The organism is Acetivibrio saccincola (assembly GCF_002844395.1).
GTDB classification, from domain to species: domain Bacteria; phylum Bacillota; class Clostridia; order Acetivibrionales; family Acetivibrionaceae; genus Herbivorax; species Herbivorax saccincola.
Window position 1 is genome coordinate 1,803,586 of the sequence record NZ_CP025197.1, and the last position, 18,471, is coordinate 1,822,056.

Consider the following 18,471-nt stretch of genomic DNA (forward strand, 5'->3'; position numbering starts at 1 on the left):
TTTATAATTTATCCCATCTTCCATCTATATTCCTTGAAAGAGCCCTATAGCCTTTTGCCATAAATAAAGCATCTAAAAGGGCAATTCTTACCATGGCTTCGCATACTGGGTATATCCTGGTGCATATACACGGGTCATTTCTTGTATTAAAACTTTCTTTAACATTGGTTAATTTATACATATTGACAGTATCCTGGGTTATATTAATGGTTGGGGTTGGCTTTACAGCAAGTCTTATTCTTATGTCTTCCCCGTTGGAAATTCCTCCAAGTATGCCCCCTGCCCTGTTTGTTTTAAATCTTACCCTGCCTGAACTTTCGTCATAATAGGGTGTGTCATTTGACTCGGACCCCTTCATTCTTGCATGTTCAAAACCTGCACCAAATTCTATTCCTTTAACAGCACCTATAGACATTAACGCATGAGCCAAAGTTGCCTCAAGTTTATCAAAAACAGGCTCTCCAAGCCCGGCAGGTACTCCCCTTGCAATTACCTCCACAACCCCTCCGCAGGAATCTCCTTGTGCTTTTATTTTTTCCAGTTCCTTTATCATTAGTTCAGCGGCCTCAAGGTCGGGACAGTTCACTTCATTTTTTCTATAATTTGCCTTAGCTGTTTCATAATCTATATTTCCGGCTTTAATGCCGTGTATTTCAGTAACAAATGCAATTACATCTATCCCCATATCATCTAAAACAGCTTTTGCAACAGCCCCTGCCGCCACACGGGCTGCAGTTTCACGTCCGGAAGCACGGCCTGCGCCTATATTATCTGCATACTGGCCGTATTTTTTGAAAAAGGTGTACCCTGCTTGTCCCGGTCTTATTAATTCTTTATAGCTTTTATGTTTATTCAAGTGCTCATCTTCTATTACACCATTTGGAATTATCATGCCTACAGGTGCTCCTGTTGTAATATCATCCTCCATAACACCGGAAAAAATGTAAACTTTATCCCTCTCTTTTCTGGGAGTATCAAGCCGTCCTACCCCCGGCCTTCTTTTATCCAGTTCATTCTGAACAAATTCTGCCGTAAGTTTAATTCCCGGAGGGACACCGTCAACAATTGTCATTAATCCCCCAAATAGTTCCTTTGGAATATCAAGGTTTTTACGAAAGGCTCCTGCATACGACTCACCGCAAGTGGTTACCCTGAATATCCTCCCGAAAGTATTTCCTACCATGCTACATCATCTCCCTTTTTACATTGTTTTTATAAATTGTACCAATTTCATTTACAATTGTATCTACTTTTTTACCGTCACATTCTATCACCACATTTGCATACTTTTCATAAAGAGGAGTTCTTTCATTGTAAATATCTAAAAAACTTTGTTCTTTATTTCTAGCAAATCTTCTTTCTGTGGTTATTCTTTTTTCTAATTCATCTATACCCAGTTTTAAATACACAATAAACCCAAATTTTTTTAAATGCTCCATAGCTTTTTCGTTGTAAACAATACTTCCACCTGTTGAAATTACATGGTTTTCTACATTTAAGTCTAATACAATTTTTTCTTGTATACTTAAAAATTTGTCCAGCCCGTCTTCTATAACTATATCCCTAAGGGGTTTCTTTTCCCTGTCTAAAATTAATTTATCTGTATCAACAAACCCCATGCCCATTTTTTTAGAAAGGGGCTTTCCAACAGTTGTTTTCCCTGAACTGGGCATTCCAATAAGCACAATATTTTTCATACCATTCCCCTCACTATAAAAGTAGATAGTCTTTATTATAAGGCTTAATAATAAAAAAACATAGCCTAAATTAATAAGTTCTGTTATTAATAAGTATTATACATGTAAATTTAAAAATCTCCAATTACTTTTTAATATTTATTAATTTATATAAATCTAGTATAATAAATGAGACAGGATAAATCTTTATTCTTAGGAGAATGAAAATGAAGGATATTCCACCAATTGTAAAAGATTTTCTTAACTATATGGAGACAATTAAAGGCAAATCCCAAAATACCATTAAAGAATATTATTATGATTTGAGGCTTTTTTTCCGGTTTATGAAAATTCACAAAGGACTTTTAGAAGAAGAATGTGAATTTGACAAAATCGATATATCTGATGTTGATATTAATTTAATAAAGCAAATTACTTTAAGCGACCTCTATTCCTATATGTCTTTTTTAAGCAGGGAAAGGGATAATAGTTCCAGCTCCAGGGCAAGGAAAGTAGCAAGCATAAGGTCATTTTTTAAATACATAACAAATAAAGCCAAACTTTTAGATTACAACCCTGCAAACGAGCTAGAGTCGCCGAAAATATTAAAAAAGCTTCCAAGATATTTAAATATTGAGGAAAGCAAAAGGCTTTTAGAGGTTATAGACGGCGAAAATAAGGAAAGGGATTATGCCATTATAACCCTTTTTTTAAACTGCGGTCTCAGGCTTTCAGAACTTGTTAACATCAATATGAACAAAATAAAAAATAATGTATTAACTGTGGTGGGAAAGGGCGGAAAGGAAAGGGCTATACACCTTAACAAAGCCTGCGTTGGTGCCATAGAGGCATATTTAAAGGTACGCCCTTCTGATGGCGTAAAGGATAAAAATGCACTTTTTTTAAGTAAGAGAAAACAGAGAATAAGCACCAAGACTGTCCAGCATATTGTGAAAAAATATTTAAAAGCTGCAGGTCTTGATACCGAAAGGTATTCAGTCCATAAACTGCGCCACACTGCCGCCACTCTTATGTACAGGCATGGAAATGTGGATGTAAGGGTATTACAGGAGATATTAGGACATGAAAGCGTTGCCACAACAGAAATATACACCCATGTTAACAGTGAGAGGCTTAAAACTGCACTTGAAAGCAACCCTTTATCAGAAATAACCCCTGAAAATGAGGAATCTTAAAAATATATAAAAATTTGCTGTTTTTCTTTGCATTTATAAAAAAAATGAGTTATATTATTTTTATGAAGAAAATCATCTATATTATAAAAATAAGTACGTTTTCAATATAGATGAGCCTTTATATAAACTTATTACAAAAATAATATTTATGGAGATGGGTTATGAATTTCAGGAAATTTTACTTTATAGTGTGCTCTGTATTATCGGTTTTTATGTTTACCTTAGGGGTTTTAATGCTTGTTTACATTAATGTAACAGATGTTTACGGTAATCAGGAAAATTTAAATAATTCAGAAAAAAGCGGCAGTTTAATAGGTGATTTGCTTGATCCTTTTAAAGTAACCCGGATGAAGAGCGTTAATGTTTTTATCTGCGGTGGGGATCAGGCAGCCAATCTTACCGACACCATGATGGTGATAAACTATAATCCTAAAACCGCTCAGATTAATGTGCTTTCCATCCCCAGAGATACACAAATAAGACTAAACAACAGGAATGCAAAAATAAATGAACTGTATCAAAACGGCGGCGGAGAATTTGCAGTGCAGAGATTGAGCGAAATTCTCCAGACGGATATTGAATACTATGTTCATGTAGGACTTCCTGCCTTTAGGGAGATTATTGACATATTAGGAGGGGTGGTTTACGATGTCCCGGTGGATATGTACTACAGGGATCCTTTACAAAACCTCACTATAAATATACAGGCAGGAAAACAGCATTTTGACGGTAAAAAAGCAGAAGAATTTATGAGGTTCAGGCAGTATAGTGACGGAAGGGCTAATGAATACTATGACGGAAGTGATTTAAAAAGAATAAAAGCCCAGCAAAACTTTGTAAAAGAACTTATAAAGCAAAAGGCAAACCTTTACTATATAACAAGAATAAATGAAATATTAGATGTTGTTTTTAACAGGCTTGAAACAAACCTTAGTGTAAGTGAAGTTTTAAAATTGAGCATGAATTTAGACAAGATAAATGCTGAAAATATAAATTTTTTCACGCTGCCGGGAAGGCCTGTTCAGCAGGAATTGTCCTATTATATTATAGATAAAATAGAAACCATGAAGCTTATTGATGACTATTTTGTTGTAGAAACAGTTGAGATAAAAGAACCTGTTGAGTCTGTTGAGCCCACAGAAGATTCTGAAGATTCTGACCGGGAATTAAGTTTAAATAAAGGCGTGAATTAAAAATATAAGCGTGAATTAAGTTCTAATTAGTAATTAAGTTTAATGAATATTTAATGGAATAAATGAATAACTAAATTGAAAGTTCCGGAGGATAAAAATATAGCAAAAATCCGGTAGAATATAAATTTTGTCTTCTACCGGATTTTTATTTGTATTTATAATTTTAATATTTTAAAAATTTTCTACATTTTTTCCAAAAACAATTTATATGCCTTATAGGTCATGTAAATATCCGCTTTACCTGGTTACTTCAAAAGGTGCATGCATAGAAAGTACTGCCACTCTGGAATCAATGACATCCATATTCATATTGGCTATGTATTGAGCAATTGTGCCTCCTCCGCCCTGGTCAACCTTGCCTAATTCTGCACTCTGCCATATAATCCCGTTATCATTAAAAAGTTTTCTAACCTTTCCTGTAAATTCAGCACTTGCATCGCTTGCTCCTGCCTTTCCCCGGGAACCTGTGTATTTTTGAAGAACCACTCCATTACCTGCATAAGACGTGTTTCTTATGTTTTAAAGGTTTCATCCAATTCTTTCTTCATTGTCTCAAAATCATCTAAAATTTTTATAAGCATATCAACAACTTCCGCATCAAACTGGGTACCTGCGTTCATTTTAAATTGCAAAATAGCGTCTTCAATATTAAGCTTAGACCTGTATTTCCTATCAGTTGTCATCGCGTCAAAGGCATCTGCCACACTTAGTATTCTTGCTAAAAAAGGAATTTCATCGCCTTTTAAGCCTTCAGGGTACCCTTTCCCGTCAATTCTTTCATGATGGTATTTTACTAATGGTACAACATCCTGGAACATTGATATTGCAGACAATATATAAGCACCTTTTAGAGGGTGTTTTTTTATCTCTTCGTATTCATCATATTCTAATTTGTCTGTCTTAAATAAGATATCATCTGCAGTACCAATTTTTCCTATATCGTGGAATATTCCTGCAAGTCTTAAAAGCTCAATCTGATCTTCCGGAAGATTAAAAGCCCTTCCTAGTTTCATGGCATAGTATGCAACCCTGTCAGAATGACCTCTTGTATAGATATCTTTTGCATCAACGGTAAGCCTTAAAGCCTCAATTGTATCTAAATACCTCTTTTTTAATTCCTTATATGTCCAGTCTAACTCCTCTTTTTTCATGTTTATAAGAGAATGTAAATGGGCATTGTTTATAGAGGATGCAGCCTGTCTTGCATATATTTCAATTAATGCCTTTCCCTCTTTAAAATCCTTGCTTTCAATGTAAATAACACCCATGGAAGTATTGTATTCATTGTGCAAAGGGTAAATCATACCGGATTCTAATGATAAAACCTCATTCATTTCCCTACTCTTGCCTATTTGCTCCATTAAATACGGACTTAATTTTTCAATTAAATCCTCAGTAGGAATGTCATATGTACCCACACCTTTAAATATTACTTTCTTTTCATTGGTATTATTATTAAAATCATCAATTAAAATAAAAGCACTTTCGCTGTTTACTAAAGGCATGAGACCCTTTAAAATTTCTTCCATAATAGTGGTAATAGGCTGCAGTTGGTATATCTTGGGCACAGTTTGGAGTATTTTATTCAAACCGTCTTTAAACTGCTTTATTGTTCTCATTTGTGATATTGATTTTATTCCAGACTCAATCAAAAGCAATAGCTGGTCAAAACGGTCACTTTTTTCGCAGTACCCCTGAATATCAAGAACCTTTATTGTGTCAAGAGGAGGAGTCAGATCTTTGTGACCTGTAAGCATTAATATATAAATATCTTTGTTAAACTGTCTTAACCTTGATACAACCTCATCGCCATTTATGGGAGTCATAATATAATCCAGTATAAGCATATCAAAGTTTTCATTTTTAAGCACATCAATAGCTTCAATTGGGTCTGTAATACCTTTGCAATAATATCCATTCCGGTTGAGCATTATTTTTATTGTATTAATTATGCCTTCTTCGTCGTCTAGTACAAGAATTTTATAATCCATGCTTATCCTGGTAAGCCTTTTACGCATATAAAAATCCTCCTTAAGCAGCAAATACTTCCCCTGTATACTTGCTTCAACGTTATTTTAATGCTCCCCGTTTAATAAAAGAAAAATATAGTGTAAGAATTGAAAAGACAACTTATTTACATTTTACATGATTTTAATAACATATGCAATTATTTTTAGAAGGCTAATTTTTTTCATTCAATAAAATATTTATAAATGTATCCACTATAAGAGGATCAAATTGGGTGCCAGATTTTGCCAATAACTCTTCAATTGCCTCTTCCTTTTTCATTCCTTTTCTGTACGGTCTGTTTGATAACATAGCATCGTATGCATCAGCAACACAAAGAATTCTTGCTTCAAGGGGAATTTCATCCCCCTTAATTCCATGTGGATATCCTTTGCCGTCATACCTTTCGTGGTGGTATTTAATGGTGTCAATCAAAGATTTCTTATCTGCTAAAGGTTCTAAAATATTAATGCTGTAATTTGGATGTTGTCGTAAAAGACTACGTTCTGAACCGGTCAGTGGTTCAGACTTATTTAGTATTTCCTCAGGAACTTCCACTTTCCCTATATCGTGGAGCAAAGCAGCTATTTTTAATTCACGCAGCCTGTTTTCATCAAAACCAAGGGCTTCTCCTGTTTTTACACTATATTCCATTACCCTTTCAGAATGATTAAATGTGTACCTGTCTTTAGCATAAACCGTGCTTAAAAGAACCATAATACCTCCAAACAGCTGATTCTCATCTGAATTAAAGAAAGCCCTTATTTCTTTAAAAATATTCCGGTATAATTGTACATTGTTTTTTCCTTTGTTTTTTGCCTGGTAAAGGGCACTGTTGGCCTGGGTTATTAGGTCTTCTTTGTTGTTTGCAAAATCAGGGTATATTGAATATCCAATAGAAATGGTGGTATCTTCAGGGAATCTCTGCATTTCTGTCATTTCTTTGTAGGATTTTTTTATACGTTCAATAACCCATAAAATATCATTTTTATTGGTTTCAGAAATAAGAACTGCAAAATCATCCCCACCGTACCTGGAAACAACATCACTTTTTTTTGATTCGTTAAATAATACTTGTGCAGTTTTGACCAAAAGTCTGTCCCCTTCATTGCGCCCGTGGGTATTATTGAAGTTTTTAAAATTGTCAATGTCAATCATTATCATTCCTAATGAACTGTTTCTGCTATCTGCAACTTCAATTTTTTCCTCAATTAGTGTATGGAAATACCTGTGATTATAAAGACCTGTTAAACCGTCAATAAAAGCTATTCTTTCTAGTTTGTGAATTTGTTTGCTGTTTTGAGTAGATATGTATGCAACTAAAACAGATACTACAACCAGGGATATTCTCATAAATGCTAAATTTATCAAGAGCGGCGGTGCAAATGATGCTCCGTACATCATATTATCCGGAATTTGGTGAGCGTTTTTAAAAATATATCCCGACAAAAGCATGGAAGACCTGAAAAAATGTACAGATGCTATGGTATTTGTAACAACAGATATGGACATTCCTAAATAAGCAAATCGGTATGAAATGAAAATGGAAAGTCCTACTTCTAATATTGCCAAAAGCCCCCTGTACTCCACACTTAAACGTCCGGAAGCCTGAATAAGCACAATTATCAGGTAAACTATTGTGGTAATTAGAAATAGTTTATTTACCATGGTTTTTAATTTATGGCTCCATGGCTTGGAATTAATATCGTCAAAATAATATAAATCTGCCGATGCAGCATTTGCATCTAAAAATTTCTTCTTTGTTTTGGTATTTCCTAAAAATAAATCTCCCAGACTGAAAAACTGTGTTTCTCTTTTACCCACAACATTTTCCCTTTCTTTTCTAGAATGTAAAAACACCTAACACTTATTATAGCAAAAAAAAATTGTTTTTCTATAATATTTTGAAATATTCAGAACAAATTTTAAACATATGGTGGTTAGTTGACCTAAGTATAATTATACTTCATAAATAAGATATATTCAAATCTTTTAAAAAAATTTGTCAGTGGAAACCCAAACACTTTTTAAAACACCAAAGTTTGCACAGGAAATTAAATAATTATCTCTGATGTCTTGAAATCTATCTGTTTTAGATTTAAACTATTATTAAGCATATAATTACCTACTGTCTGTTTTTTTGGTTAACAAACATTATTCAGGATAATTTATGCTTATGGGACATCAATTTTTGGTGTTCCACATTTAATTTTAACAACTATTATTTTACTTTAAGAAAAAATTTTAGGAGGACAAAAATGTTTGATTGCCACGTTCACAGCAACTTCTCAGGGGACAGTGAGATGGACTGCCATTCAGCTTTAGAAAAAGCACAGGATATAGGCTTAAAGGGAATAGCATTTACAGACCATTTAGATTATGATTACCCTGATTATGACGATGTTTTTATGATTGATTTTGATGAGTATTCTGAATTTATGGACAAAATTAAAGAGGAATATAATAAAAAGCTAATAGTATTAAAAGGTATTGAAGTGGGAATACAGCCACATGTTTTAGATGATTCTTTAGAGGTTGTTGAAAAGTATGATTTTGATATTGTAATAGTTTCAACCCATGTGGTGGACAAATTAGACCTTCATAACGGGGATTTTTGTAAAGGTAAAACTAGAAGAGAAGCATATGAAAGGTACCTTGAGGCTGTATTAGAAAGTATATCAAGCTTTAAAAACTTTGACATATTAGGGCATATAGACCTCATAAGGAGGTATGGATGTTATGATGTCAATACATTAAGATATGAAGATTTTCCTGACCATATTGATGCCATATTAAATAAATTAATATCTTCAGGGAAAGGTCTGGAGGTAAACACGTCAGGATATAGGTACAACTTAGGGTCTCCTATGCCTGATTTTGATATTATTAAACGCTACAGGGAATTAGGCGGGGAAATAATATGTACAAGCTCTGATGCCCACACACCGGATTATATAGCTTATAAATTTTCATATATAAATGAACTCATTGAAAAGGCAGGGTTTAAATATGTTTCTTATTTTGAAAACAGAAAACCGGTTTTTTTGCCTGTAAAATAAGAAAGGTTTTACTAAAAAGTTTTATTTAAAGAAAAAGTTCTATTTAAAATAAAGCATTATAAAAAGCTCCATTACTTATAAAATTATAAACTTAAATATGGGTAATGGAGCTTTTTTGTATTAAATTACAAAGCAGAAAACTTAAACCAGCTTAACTTTATGATATACTTTTTTTCCTTTTTTAATTATAAGCTCATTATCTTTAAAATCATCTGCTTTAACTGTAAAATCAAATTCTTTAATTCTTTCATTTTCTACATATATCCCGCCCTGCTGTATAAGGCGCCTTCCCTCTCCTTTTGAAGGAACAAGCTTGGTTTTTACAAGTAAATCAATTATGTTTATTCCATTCTTTATCTCATCAGGTGTAATTTCAGTTGTAGGCATATCAGCAGCACTTACACCTTTTCCAAAAAGGGCTTCGGCTGCATTTTGAGCTTTTAATGCTTCTTCTTCCCCGTGAATTAGCTTTGTAACCTCGTATGCCAGCACTTTCTTTGCCTCATTTATTTCCTGCCCCTCTAATTTAGAGTATTTTTCTATTTCTTCCATAGGCAAAAATGTTAGAAGCTTCATGCATTTAATGACGTCTTTGTCGTCTATGTTTCTCCAGTACTGGTAAAAATCATATGGAGGAGTTTTGTCAGGATCCAGCCAAACGGCACCCTTTTCAGTTTTGCCCATTTTAACCCCTTCACTGTTTGTAAGAAGGGTAAATGTCATGCCATATGCTTCTTTTCCTTCAACCCTTCTTATAAGGTCAATTCCCCCTAATATATTTGACCACTGGTCATCCCCGCCTAATTGCATAACGCAGTTATATTCCTGGAAAAGCTTTAAAAAATCATAGCTTTGCATAAGCATATAGTTAAACTCAATAAATGAAAGCCCTCTTTCCAGCCTTGTTTTAAAACACTCTGCGGTAAGCATTCTGTTAACTGAAAAATGCACACCGATTTCCCTTAAAAAATCAACATATTTTAATTCCAAAATCCAGTCTGCATTGTCAAGCATCAGTGCTTTGCCGTCAGAAAAATCAATGAATCTTGAAAGCTGCTTTTTAAAGTTTTCAGCATTTTTTTGTATCTCTTCCCTGGTCATCATTCTTCTCATATCTGTTTTTCCCGTAGGGTCTCCTACCATGGTGGTTCCCCCGCCTATAATGGCAATGGGTCTGTGACCGGCTTTTTGCATATGGGACATTACAAGCATTTGAAGAAAGTGCCCTACATGCAGGCTGTCTGCAGTGGGGTCAAATCCGATATAAAAAGTAATTTTTTCGTTTTCCAATATTTTTTTTATAGTTTCTTCGTGGGTAAGCTGGGCAATAAACCCTCTTTCCTTTAAAGTTTGAAATACACTCATAACAAATTCCTCCTAATTTATGCTTTAAATATTTAAGTTCATAATTATGTTTTAAACATTATGTTCATATATTTTTATATTTAAACCTACAATAAAAAAACTTTCACGTCCTGTTTTAAGGACGGGAAAGTTCCCGTGGTACCACCTTAATTCACATATCTATATAAACATACATTATAAACATACCTTTATATATAGATATGCCTCATTTTACATAGCCGGTATAACGGCCGGCAACCGTCGTACACCTACTGAATGGAGAATAATCCATGGTTTCAGTGTGAGACTCCGGAGTGTAATTCGTCCTTCCATGTTCATAAGCCCTCCCACCAAAACGGGCTATTCTCTGGGATGTAACCATAGAAAGCTACTTAAGTCTCCTTCAACGTCTTTTGCAGTTTTAAATTTTAACATGCTTAAGTTTTGCATGCTTTTTAGTATTTTAACACAAATTAAGAACATTTACAATAAAAAAATTGTTTTATGTTATCGTTCCCCCGCCTACAACTATATCGCCGCTGTAAAACACAACTGACTGTCCCGGGGTTACGGCCCGCTGGGGTTCTTTAAACACAACTTCTACTTTACCGTCCTCTAAAGGATAAATGGTTGCATCTGCTTCCTTTGCAGAATAGCGGATTTTTGCTTTAACATCCATGGGCTTTTCTAATTTATCAATCATTATATAGTTTATATCATCTGCAATAAGGGATTTAGATAAGGTTTCATAGCTTTTACCAAGTATTACATTGTTGTTTTCAGTGTCTATTCCCACCACATACATAGGTTTTCCCAAAGCTATCCCAAGACCTTTTCTCTGACCTACGGTGTAGTGGATTATCCCTTTGTGCTTTCCTAATATATTTCCTTTTGTGTCAACAAAGTATCCGGGCTTAATTTCTTCATTTGTATTTTCCCGTATAAATTTTGCATAATCATTGTCCTGTACAAAGCAAATTTCCTGACTGTCAGGCTTTGATGCCACATTAAGATCTATTTTTTTTGCAATTTCCCTTACTTCATCCTTTGTATAGCTTCCTATAGGCATTAATATTTTAGAAAGCTGCTCCTGAGTTAAATTATACAATACATATGTCTGGTCTTTTTTTTCAGTTGCTGATTTTTTAAGTAAATATCTTTTTAAATTTTCGTCGTATTCAATAATTGCATAATGCCCTGTAGCCACATAGTCTATCCCCATGGACACCGCCTTATTAAGCATGGCTTCGAATTTAACATACCTGTTGCAGGCAATACAGGGATTAGGTGTTCTTCCATTTAAATACTCATTTTTAAAATAATCAATCACCCTGTCATTAAAGACATCCTGAAAATTCATAACATAATAGGGGATTCCCAGTTTATACGCAACACTTCTGGCATCGTCCACAGCTGAAAGAGAACAGCACCCTCCTTCAACCACCCTTGTTTCTTCACCTGTTTCAGGCCATATTTTCATGGTAACCCCTATAACTTCATAACCTTTTTCTAAAAGCACAGCGGCGGCCACCGAACTATCGACACCACCGCTCATACCTATCATGACTTTCTTTTTCGGCATTTTTTATAATTCACCCTTCGTCAGTCTATGTCGTGATTTATATCTTCACATCTTTTGCAGCATGTAATATAATCTTCTTTCTCAGAAGATTCTTTTTGAGACATGCCGTTTTTGCTTCTGTAGTCCTGTATAGCAGCCCTTATAGCTTCTTCCGCCAAATTGGAACAATGCATTTTAGCAGGAGGAAGACCGTCTAAAGCCTCTGCTACTGCTTTATTGGTTATTTTCAGGGCTTCGTCTACAGTCTTGCCTATTATAAGCTCTGTGGAAATACTGCTGGTAGCAACAGCGGCTCCACAACCAAATGTTTTAAACTTAGCATCAACTATTACATCGTTTTCAATTTTAAGATACATTTTCATTATATCCCCGCATTTGGCATTTCCAACTTCCCCAATGCCATCTGCATTTTCTATTTCTCCTACATTTCTCGGATTCATGAAATGATCCATAACTTTCTCACTATACATATTGATTCCCTCTTTTCACTTTTTCATATAATGGGGACATTTCTCTAAGTCTCCCAACAATTTCAGGCAATACATCCATAAGCGCATCTATATCCTCATGGGTGTTGTCTTTTCCAAAAGTAATTCTAAGTGAGCCATGAGCTATCTCGTGAGGAAGACCAATTGCAAGAAGCACATGGGAAGGATCTAAAGAACCTGATGTGCAGGCAGATCCGCTTGATGCTGCAATGCCTTTCATGTCAAGCATCAGAAGGAGAGATTCTCCCTCAATAAATTCAAATGAAAAATTCACATTTCCCGGAAGCCTTTTGTACCTGTCCCCGTTAAGTCTTGTATAAGGGATTTTTTCCAGCACTTCTTCTATGGTCCTGTCCCTTAAACTCATTAGTTTTTTATTGTTTTCTTCCATGTTTTCTGTTGCAATTTTAATGGCTTCTCCAAGTCCCACTATTCCGGCAACGTTTTCCGTGCTTGCCCTTCTGCCTCTTTCCTGGGCTCCCCCATGGATAAAAGATGATATTTTCACACCTTTTCTGATATAAAGGGCCCCAACTCCCTTAGGACCGTAAAGCTTGTGGGCTGACATGGATAGTAGATCAACATTTAAATCATTAACATCTATAGGTACACTTCCCACTGCCTGTACAGCATCTGTGTGAAAAATTATACCCCTATCTTTTGCAATTTTGCCTATTTCCTTTATAGGCTGGATTGTACCTATTTCATTATTGGCAAACATAACTGAAATAAGTATTGTACCGGGCTTAATTTCTTTTAGCACATCCTCCGGCGAAACAAGCCCGTTTTCATCAACCGGAAGGTATGTTACTTCAAAACCGTCACTTTCTAAATAGTGGCATGCATGAAGAACAGCGTGATGCTCTATACTTGTGGTAATTATATGGTTGCCCTTGTTCCTGTTAGAGTAGGCAACTCCCTTTATAGCCCAGTTATCTGCTTCAGTTCCTGAGCCTGTAAAAAATATTTCCCTTGGATTGGCTCCAATAGCATTAGCCACTTTTTCACGGGCTTCTTCTATGGCCTTTTTGCTTTCTCTTCCAAGAAAATATATCGATGAAGGGTTACCAAAATTACCCTTTAAGTACGGCAACATCTTTTCTAAAACTTCAGAGCTTACAGGTGTTGTCGCTGCATGATCAAAATATATTGTTTTTCTGTCCATAATTATTACCCCTTATATTTTAAACTGATTTCTTATTTATTTATTCCCCAAAACAAATAGTTAAAACTACTTTATTGAATATTTACATTAACTAGATTAGCACTACAGGATATGATTGTCAATATTTTTTCCGTACTTTGTGAAATTATTGTCATACTGTTTTGAAACTTAAATATACATTATATATTATATTGGTTTTTGTGCTTTATAATGGAATTAAAATTTTAAAAAAAATTAAAATAAAGGAGTATAACATCTGTTCTTTAACATTTCTTCAATTTCATCAATTGTTTTTCCCTGGGAATTAATCATAAAAACACCGTATTGGGCTCTTTTCCCCATAGTAAATTCAGGCATGTTATTTCTGGATACACATGAAATATTAAATGAGTTCCCTTTATATATAATGGCATCAACAGGATAATTATAATTTTCAATACAGACAACATCAAAACCTCTTTGTTCAAGTTGGTTTTTTATATCTTCAAGTCCCCTTTGGATAGCAACAACCAAAAAGACCACCTCCAATAATTATTATTACCGGAAAAAGTCTATATATTCTTTTTTATATAGTTTAGAGATCTCTTTCTTTTTGGTAAAAAAATGTTTGTACAGGTCTAAAATTATAATTGGTATAAAGAAGTATCTGCTCTGTACTTCCTACAAAAAGCACTCCTGATGGAGCTAAAGCCCTGTTAAATTTTTTATATATTTCTATTTTAGCCTCTTCTGTAAAATAAATCAAAACATTCCTGCATACAATTAAATCACAGTTGGACGGGTATTCGTCAGACAATAAATTATGCTGTTTAAACTCAATGCATTTTTTTAACTGGTCTTTTATATGGTAGGTGTTGCCATCCCGTATAAAGTATTTTTGCAAATAAGCTTTTGGGAGATTTGCTACACTTTTTTCGTTGTAAACTCCTTTTTTGGCTTTTTCCAATATCTCCTTGTCCAAGTCAGTTGCAAAAATTTTTATCTCTTCTAAAGGAAAAAATTCATTTAATATCATTGCAATGGTATAGGGTTCTTCCCCGCTGGAACATGCTGCACTCCATACCTTTAATCTTTTGTTTTCCTTTATGATCATTGGAAGAATAATTTCTTTTAGTTTAACCCACTGGTCAGGATTTCTGTAAAATTCAGATACATTTATGGTGATATAGGACATAAACTCCTCATACAGCCTAAAATCTTTTTTTAACGCCTCAACATACTGCTGGTATCCTTCAAACCCCCTTTTGCTTATAAGTGAATTAAGTCTTCTTTTCATCTGTCTTTCCTTGTAAGAATTAAGATCAATTCCTGTTAATTTAAAAATCTCTTTTTTAAATCCTTCATAATTCATAGACATTGTACTTCTCCTTAAAAAAATTCATATCATCTAAAAATTAATATGTAAGCTCAGGAAAGAATCTTTTTATTTCTTGTTCTGCGCTTTCAACAGAATCAGATGCATGTATCAAGTTTTCAAAATCATGAGAACCATAATCCCCTCTTATGGTACCAGGTAAAGAATCAAAAGAACTTGTCTTTCCAATCATATTCCGGACAGTTGATATAACTTTGTTTCCTGAAAGAATAATGGCTACAACAGGACCAGAAGTCATATATTTTATAAGGTCGTTAAAAAAAGGTTCACCTTTTACGTGAGAATAATGTAAACTTGCAGTTTCTTCATCTATAGTCATCATTTTCATGTGGGTTATTGTGAAATTTTTTTTTTCAAATCTTGAAATAATTTCGCCAATTAATTTTCTTTTTACTGAATCGGGTTTTAAAATAACCAAAGTTCTTTCCATATCTGCTCCTTCTATTATTATAACTATTGTTGGTGATTTTTGATAAATTATAAATCAACTATTACAATGTATAAAAGGAATTTAATGAAAAAATAATAGAAATAATAAATATATCCAAGTATATTTTAGCATAATATCTTTAAAAAATAAAGAATAAAAGCTTGATTTTTAAAAGAGCCTAAACCAAACTGGCAATGGCTTAGGCTCTTTTAATACATTCCTAAAGAATCTATATAAATATTAATAATTTGCCACTTTAACCGGTTCATTGAAAATGCCTCTTTTCACCTCGGTTGCCGTCATGTCCTTGGCCTTCAGCATTTCACCTAAATAATTACAGGCATCCCACGGATTAACGGTATCGCCACATGTAAAAACATCCACGGCGGCGTAACCTAGTTCCGGCCACGTGTGAATGGTTAAATGAGATTCTGAAATAACTACCACACCACTAACTCCCTGTGGGCTAAATTTGTGAAATGCCACCTCTCTTACCTCAGCTCCAGCTCTCAACGCAGCTTCTACCATACATTTTTCAATAATATCCGCATTGTTGAGCATATCGGCGCTGCAACCGTAAATTTCTGCTAGAATATGACGTCCTAATGCATTCATATTAGTTTCCTCCTTTAATAAATAATATCCCAACCTTTCTTTTTTTTGAAATTTACAAACGAATTTCAACAAAAACTATTTTAGCACTTTTCACTTAAAAGTCAATAGTTTTTTAGCATAATTATATATATTTATTATTTGTATTAATTTATGTTGCATATCCTCAATTATACTCATTAAATTTTCAAAATTCTTTGTTTTAAAAAGGTGCTAAATAAAAAAACATTGGGAATATTTTATTCTCCCAATGTTTTTTATATTTTATATTTTAATCAACTAAGTTTTAGGATTTAACCTCTTCTGAAGTTTTTATAACATCCGCAAGTGTAACTTCCATCTCTTCTTTGTGTTCTGTTATTTCAGGCTCTTCTTTGTTTTCTCCTGTCTCTTTTGCATTATTATCCGGCGGGTCTATTGGTTTTACTTCTTTAATGCTGAGGTTGATTTTTTTGTTTTCAAGGTCCATTTCAATTATTTTAGCATCAACCTTCATTCCAACTTCTAAAACATCTTCAACTTTTGTAATTCTTTTATTTGATATTTGTGAAATGTGAACAAGACCGTCCACCCCTTCTATTACCTCAACAAATGCTCCAAAAGGTGTCATTCTTAAAACTTTTACAGTAACAATAACCCCTTCTTTGTACATCTGTCCCACTTTAACCCATGGGTTATCCTCTTCTTTTCTGTAGCCTAAGGAGATTTTTTTCTTATCTTTGTCAAATTCCAATACATGTACTTCTACAGTATCCCCAACCTTTAGAACTTCAGAAGGGTGATTAACCCTGGACCAGGATAGCTCAGAAACGTGGATAAGACCATCTACACCGCCAATATCAACAAATGCACCAAAATCGGTAAGGCTTTTTACAACCCCGTTGTAAGTTTTGCCAACTTCTATGGTTTCCCAAATTTCTTTTGAAGCTTTTTCCTTTCTCTCTTCAAGAATTACCCTTGCAGATCCCACAAGTTTGCGCCTTTTTTGATTGAAATCAATTAGTCTTACTTCTATAGTTCTCTTTAAGAAGTCTTTTAAATCCTTTACATATCTGTCGCTTAACTGAGAGCCAGGTACAAAAATTCTAACTCCCCTGTAGCTTGCTACTACCCCGCCATTTACAACTTCAACTACAACGGCTTTTAAAGGAGTTTTATCATTATAAGCTTTTTCTACATCTTCCCAGGCTTTGTTTATATCAACCTGTTTCTTAGAAAGTCTTACATTTCCTTCTCCGTCATTGATTTGCTGTACAAAAACTTCAATTTCATCCCCCACCTTTACTTCCTTTTCAATCTGGAAGTCAGGTATATCGGTGTACTCTTCAAGAGGTATTATGCCATCAGCTTTGTAGCCTAGGTCTACATAAACCTCATTGGCGTTAAAACCAATTACCTTTCCTTTTATAATCTCCCCTGGCCGGATTCTCACAAAGGATTCTTCTAAAGCATCAGCAAAATTAAAATCTTCTTGATTTACTTCATTTTTAGTTACTTCTTGATTGTTTAATTCACTCATTTTTCTAATAACCTCCTCAATTACCCAGTCCGGTGTCGAAGCCCCGGCAGAAATTCCTATTTTTTTTATTTTTTCAACATCAATTTGTGGCAAATCCAAAGATGTCTCTACTTTAAAAGTCAAAGGACAGTGTTTTCGGGAAATATCGCAAAGTTTTTGAGTGTTTGAACTCTTCTTATCCCCCATTATTATCATTAAATCTACAACTTTTGATATTTCCTCTACTTCACTCTGCCTTTTTGTAGTGGCACTACATATTGTATCAAATTTTAAGATATTTTCAAATTTTTCTTTTAATGCTTCATTTACTTCGTGCCATTTTTCCTTTGTGATGGTGGTTTGTGCAACAACACAAATTTTTTCATCACTTTTTTTTAGTTTTTCTACATCATCAGCACTGTTTACTATATAGGCATTATCGTTACACCAGCCATTAATTCCTATTACTTCAGGATGATTTTTGTCACCCACTATAATTATCCTGTAGCCTTCACTGCTTTTTTGTTCTACAAGATTGTGTATTTTTTTCACATATGGACATGTTGCATCTTCCAAAATCAACCCCTTATCTTTAATCTTTTTATATATAACTGGTGTAACACCATGTGCTCTTATAACAATATGACCTTTTTCATTAACTTCATCTATATCATTTACTATTTTTACACCTTTTCGTTTCAGGTAGTTTACCACCTGGTCGTTGTGAATGACAGGACCAAATGTAAATATCCGCTCGTTATTTGTATCTAACAGTTGATAAACTTTTTTTACAGCATTGTCCACTCCAAAACAGAAGCCCGCTGACTTTGCTACAATTATTTCCAA

Annotated in this window: 16 protein-coding genes, 1 pseudogene and 1 other annotated feature; of the genes and pseudogenes, 3 read left to right on the forward strand and 14 right to left on the reverse strand. The window is 34.1% G+C overall.

Features of this window, described 5'->3' with window-relative positions; all coding sequences use genetic code 11:
- Position 1: 1 nt before the first annotated feature.
- Together aroC and HVS_RS08000 are read right to left on the reverse strand one after the other, a co-directional pair.
- Positions 2 to 1,183, reverse strand: coding sequence for a chorismate synthase (gene aroC / locus HVS_RS07995; protein ID WP_101300994.1), 1,182 nt, complete (start codon positions 1,181 to 1,183; stop codon positions 2 to 4).
- 1 nt (position 1,184) lies between these two features.
- Complete coding sequence (locus HVS_RS08000; RefSeq protein ID WP_101300999.1) at positions 1,185 to 1,697, reverse strand: shikimate kinase; 513 nt, start codon at positions 1,695 to 1,697, stop codon at positions 1,185 to 1,187.
- Between the two features lie 206 nt (positions 1,698 to 1,903).
- On the opposite strand from HVS_RS08000, the gene HVS_RS08005 reads away from it, so the two are divergent.
- Together HVS_RS08005 and HVS_RS08010 are read left to right on the forward strand one after the other, a co-directional pair.
- Positions 1,904 to 2,872 carry a tyrosine recombinase XerC gene (locus HVS_RS08005; protein ID WP_101301001.1) on the forward strand — a complete coding sequence of 323 codons (969 nt, stop codon included), beginning with the start codon at positions 1,904 to 1,906 and terminating at the stop codon, positions 2,870 to 2,872.
- A 233-nt stretch (positions 2,873 to 3,105) separates the two neighbouring features.
- On the forward strand, positions 3,106 to 4,065 hold the full coding sequence (locus HVS_RS08010; protein WP_235827659.1) for an LCP family protein: 960 nt from the start codon (positions 3,106 to 3,108) through the stop codon (positions 4,063 to 4,065).
- Between the two features lie 182 nt (positions 4,066 to 4,247).
- Here HVS_RS08010 and HVS_RS08015 read toward each other — a convergent pair.
- The 3 genes and pseudogenes from HVS_RS08015 to HVS_RS08025 all read right to left on the reverse strand — a co-directional run.
- Positions 4,248 to 4,578, reverse strand: a pseudogene (locus tag HVS_RS08015) (aminopeptidase); the annotation flags it as partial.
- The gene (locus HVS_RS08020; RefSeq protein ID WP_101301008.1) at positions 4,578 to 6,083 is read right to left on the reverse strand and encodes an HD domain-containing response regulator; all 1,506 of its coding nucleotides are present in this window, start codon (positions 6,081 to 6,083) and stop codon (positions 4,578 to 4,580) included. The pseudogene HVS_RS08015 and the gene HVS_RS08020, both read right to left, overlap by 1 nt.
- Positions 6,084 to 6,246: 163 nt before the next feature.
- Positions 6,247 to 7,932: a bifunctional diguanylate cyclase/phosphohydrolase gene (locus tag HVS_RS08025; RefSeq protein WP_242971528.1), complete on the reverse strand. Its 1,686-nt coding sequence runs from the start codon at positions 7,930 to 7,932 to the stop codon at positions 6,247 to 6,249.
- A 398-nt stretch (positions 7,933 to 8,330) separates the two neighbouring features.
- Here HVS_RS08025 and HVS_RS08030 point away from each other — a divergent pair, with 398 nt between their 5' ends.
- On the forward strand, positions 8,331 to 9,131 hold the full coding sequence (locus HVS_RS08030) for a histidinol-phosphatase HisJ family protein (protein WP_101301010.1): 801 nt from the start codon (positions 8,331 to 8,333) through the stop codon (positions 9,129 to 9,131).
- A 141-nt stretch (positions 9,132 to 9,272) separates the two neighbouring features.
- Here the strand turns inward: HVS_RS08030 and tyrS are convergent, their stop codons facing one another.
- From tyrS to HVS_RS08075, 9 genes are all read right to left on the reverse strand, one after another.
- A complete protein-coding gene (gene tyrS / locus HVS_RS08035; RefSeq protein WP_101301012.1) occupies positions 9,273 to 10,496 on the reverse strand; it encodes a tyrosine--tRNA ligase in 1,224 nt (407 codons plus the stop codon).
- Between the two features lie 114 nt (positions 10,497 to 10,610).
- Positions 10,611 to 10,891 (reverse strand) — a binding site (T-box leader).
- Positions 10,892 to 10,977: 86 nt separating this feature from the next.
- Entirely contained in the window at positions 10,978 to 12,057 is a 1,080-nt protein-coding gene (gene mnmA, locus HVS_RS08040; protein WP_101301014.1) for a tRNA 2-thiouridine(34) synthase MnmA, read from the reverse strand.
- A 20-nt stretch (positions 12,058 to 12,077) separates the two neighbouring features.
- The gene (gene nifU / locus HVS_RS08045) at positions 12,078 to 12,527 is read right to left on the reverse strand and encodes a Fe-S cluster assembly scaffold protein NifU (RefSeq protein ID WP_101301015.1); all 450 of its coding nucleotides are present in this window, start codon (positions 12,525 to 12,527) and stop codon (positions 12,078 to 12,080) included.
- The gene (nifS, locus tag HVS_RS08050) at positions 12,520 to 13,710 is read right to left on the reverse strand and encodes a cysteine desulfurase NifS (RefSeq protein WP_101301017.1); all 1,191 of its coding nucleotides are present in this window, start codon (positions 13,708 to 13,710) and stop codon (positions 12,520 to 12,522) included. Before nifS ends, nifU begins: the two co-directional genes overlap by 8 nt.
- Before the next feature lie 234 nt (positions 13,711 to 13,944).
- Positions 13,945 to 14,232, reverse strand: a complete 288-nt coding sequence (locus HVS_RS08055; RefSeq protein ID WP_101304161.1) for a YkuS family protein — start codon at positions 14,230 to 14,232, stop codon at positions 13,945 to 13,947.
- A gap of 52 nt (positions 14,233 to 14,284) precedes the next feature.
- On the reverse strand, positions 14,285 to 15,067 hold the full coding sequence (locus tag HVS_RS08060; RefSeq protein ID WP_101301018.1) for a CheR family methyltransferase: 783 nt from the start codon (positions 15,065 to 15,067) through the stop codon (positions 14,285 to 14,287).
- A 37-nt stretch (positions 15,068 to 15,104) separates the two neighbouring features.
- Entirely contained in the window at positions 15,105 to 15,515 is a 411-nt protein-coding gene (gene ndk / locus HVS_RS08065; protein WP_101301020.1) for a nucleoside-diphosphate kinase, read from the reverse strand.
- Positions 15,516 to 15,755: 240 nt separating this feature from the next.
- The gene (speD, locus tag HVS_RS08070; RefSeq protein ID WP_101301022.1) at positions 15,756 to 16,130 is read right to left on the reverse strand and encodes an adenosylmethionine decarboxylase; all 375 of its coding nucleotides are present in this window, start codon (positions 16,128 to 16,130) and stop codon (positions 15,756 to 15,758) included.
- 283 nt (positions 16,131 to 16,413) lie between these two features.
- Positions 16,414 to 18,471, reverse strand: a complete 2,058-nt coding sequence (locus HVS_RS08075) for a bifunctional 4-hydroxy-3-methylbut-2-enyl diphosphate reductase/30S ribosomal protein S1 (protein ID WP_101301024.1) — start codon at positions 18,469 to 18,471, stop codon at positions 16,414 to 16,416.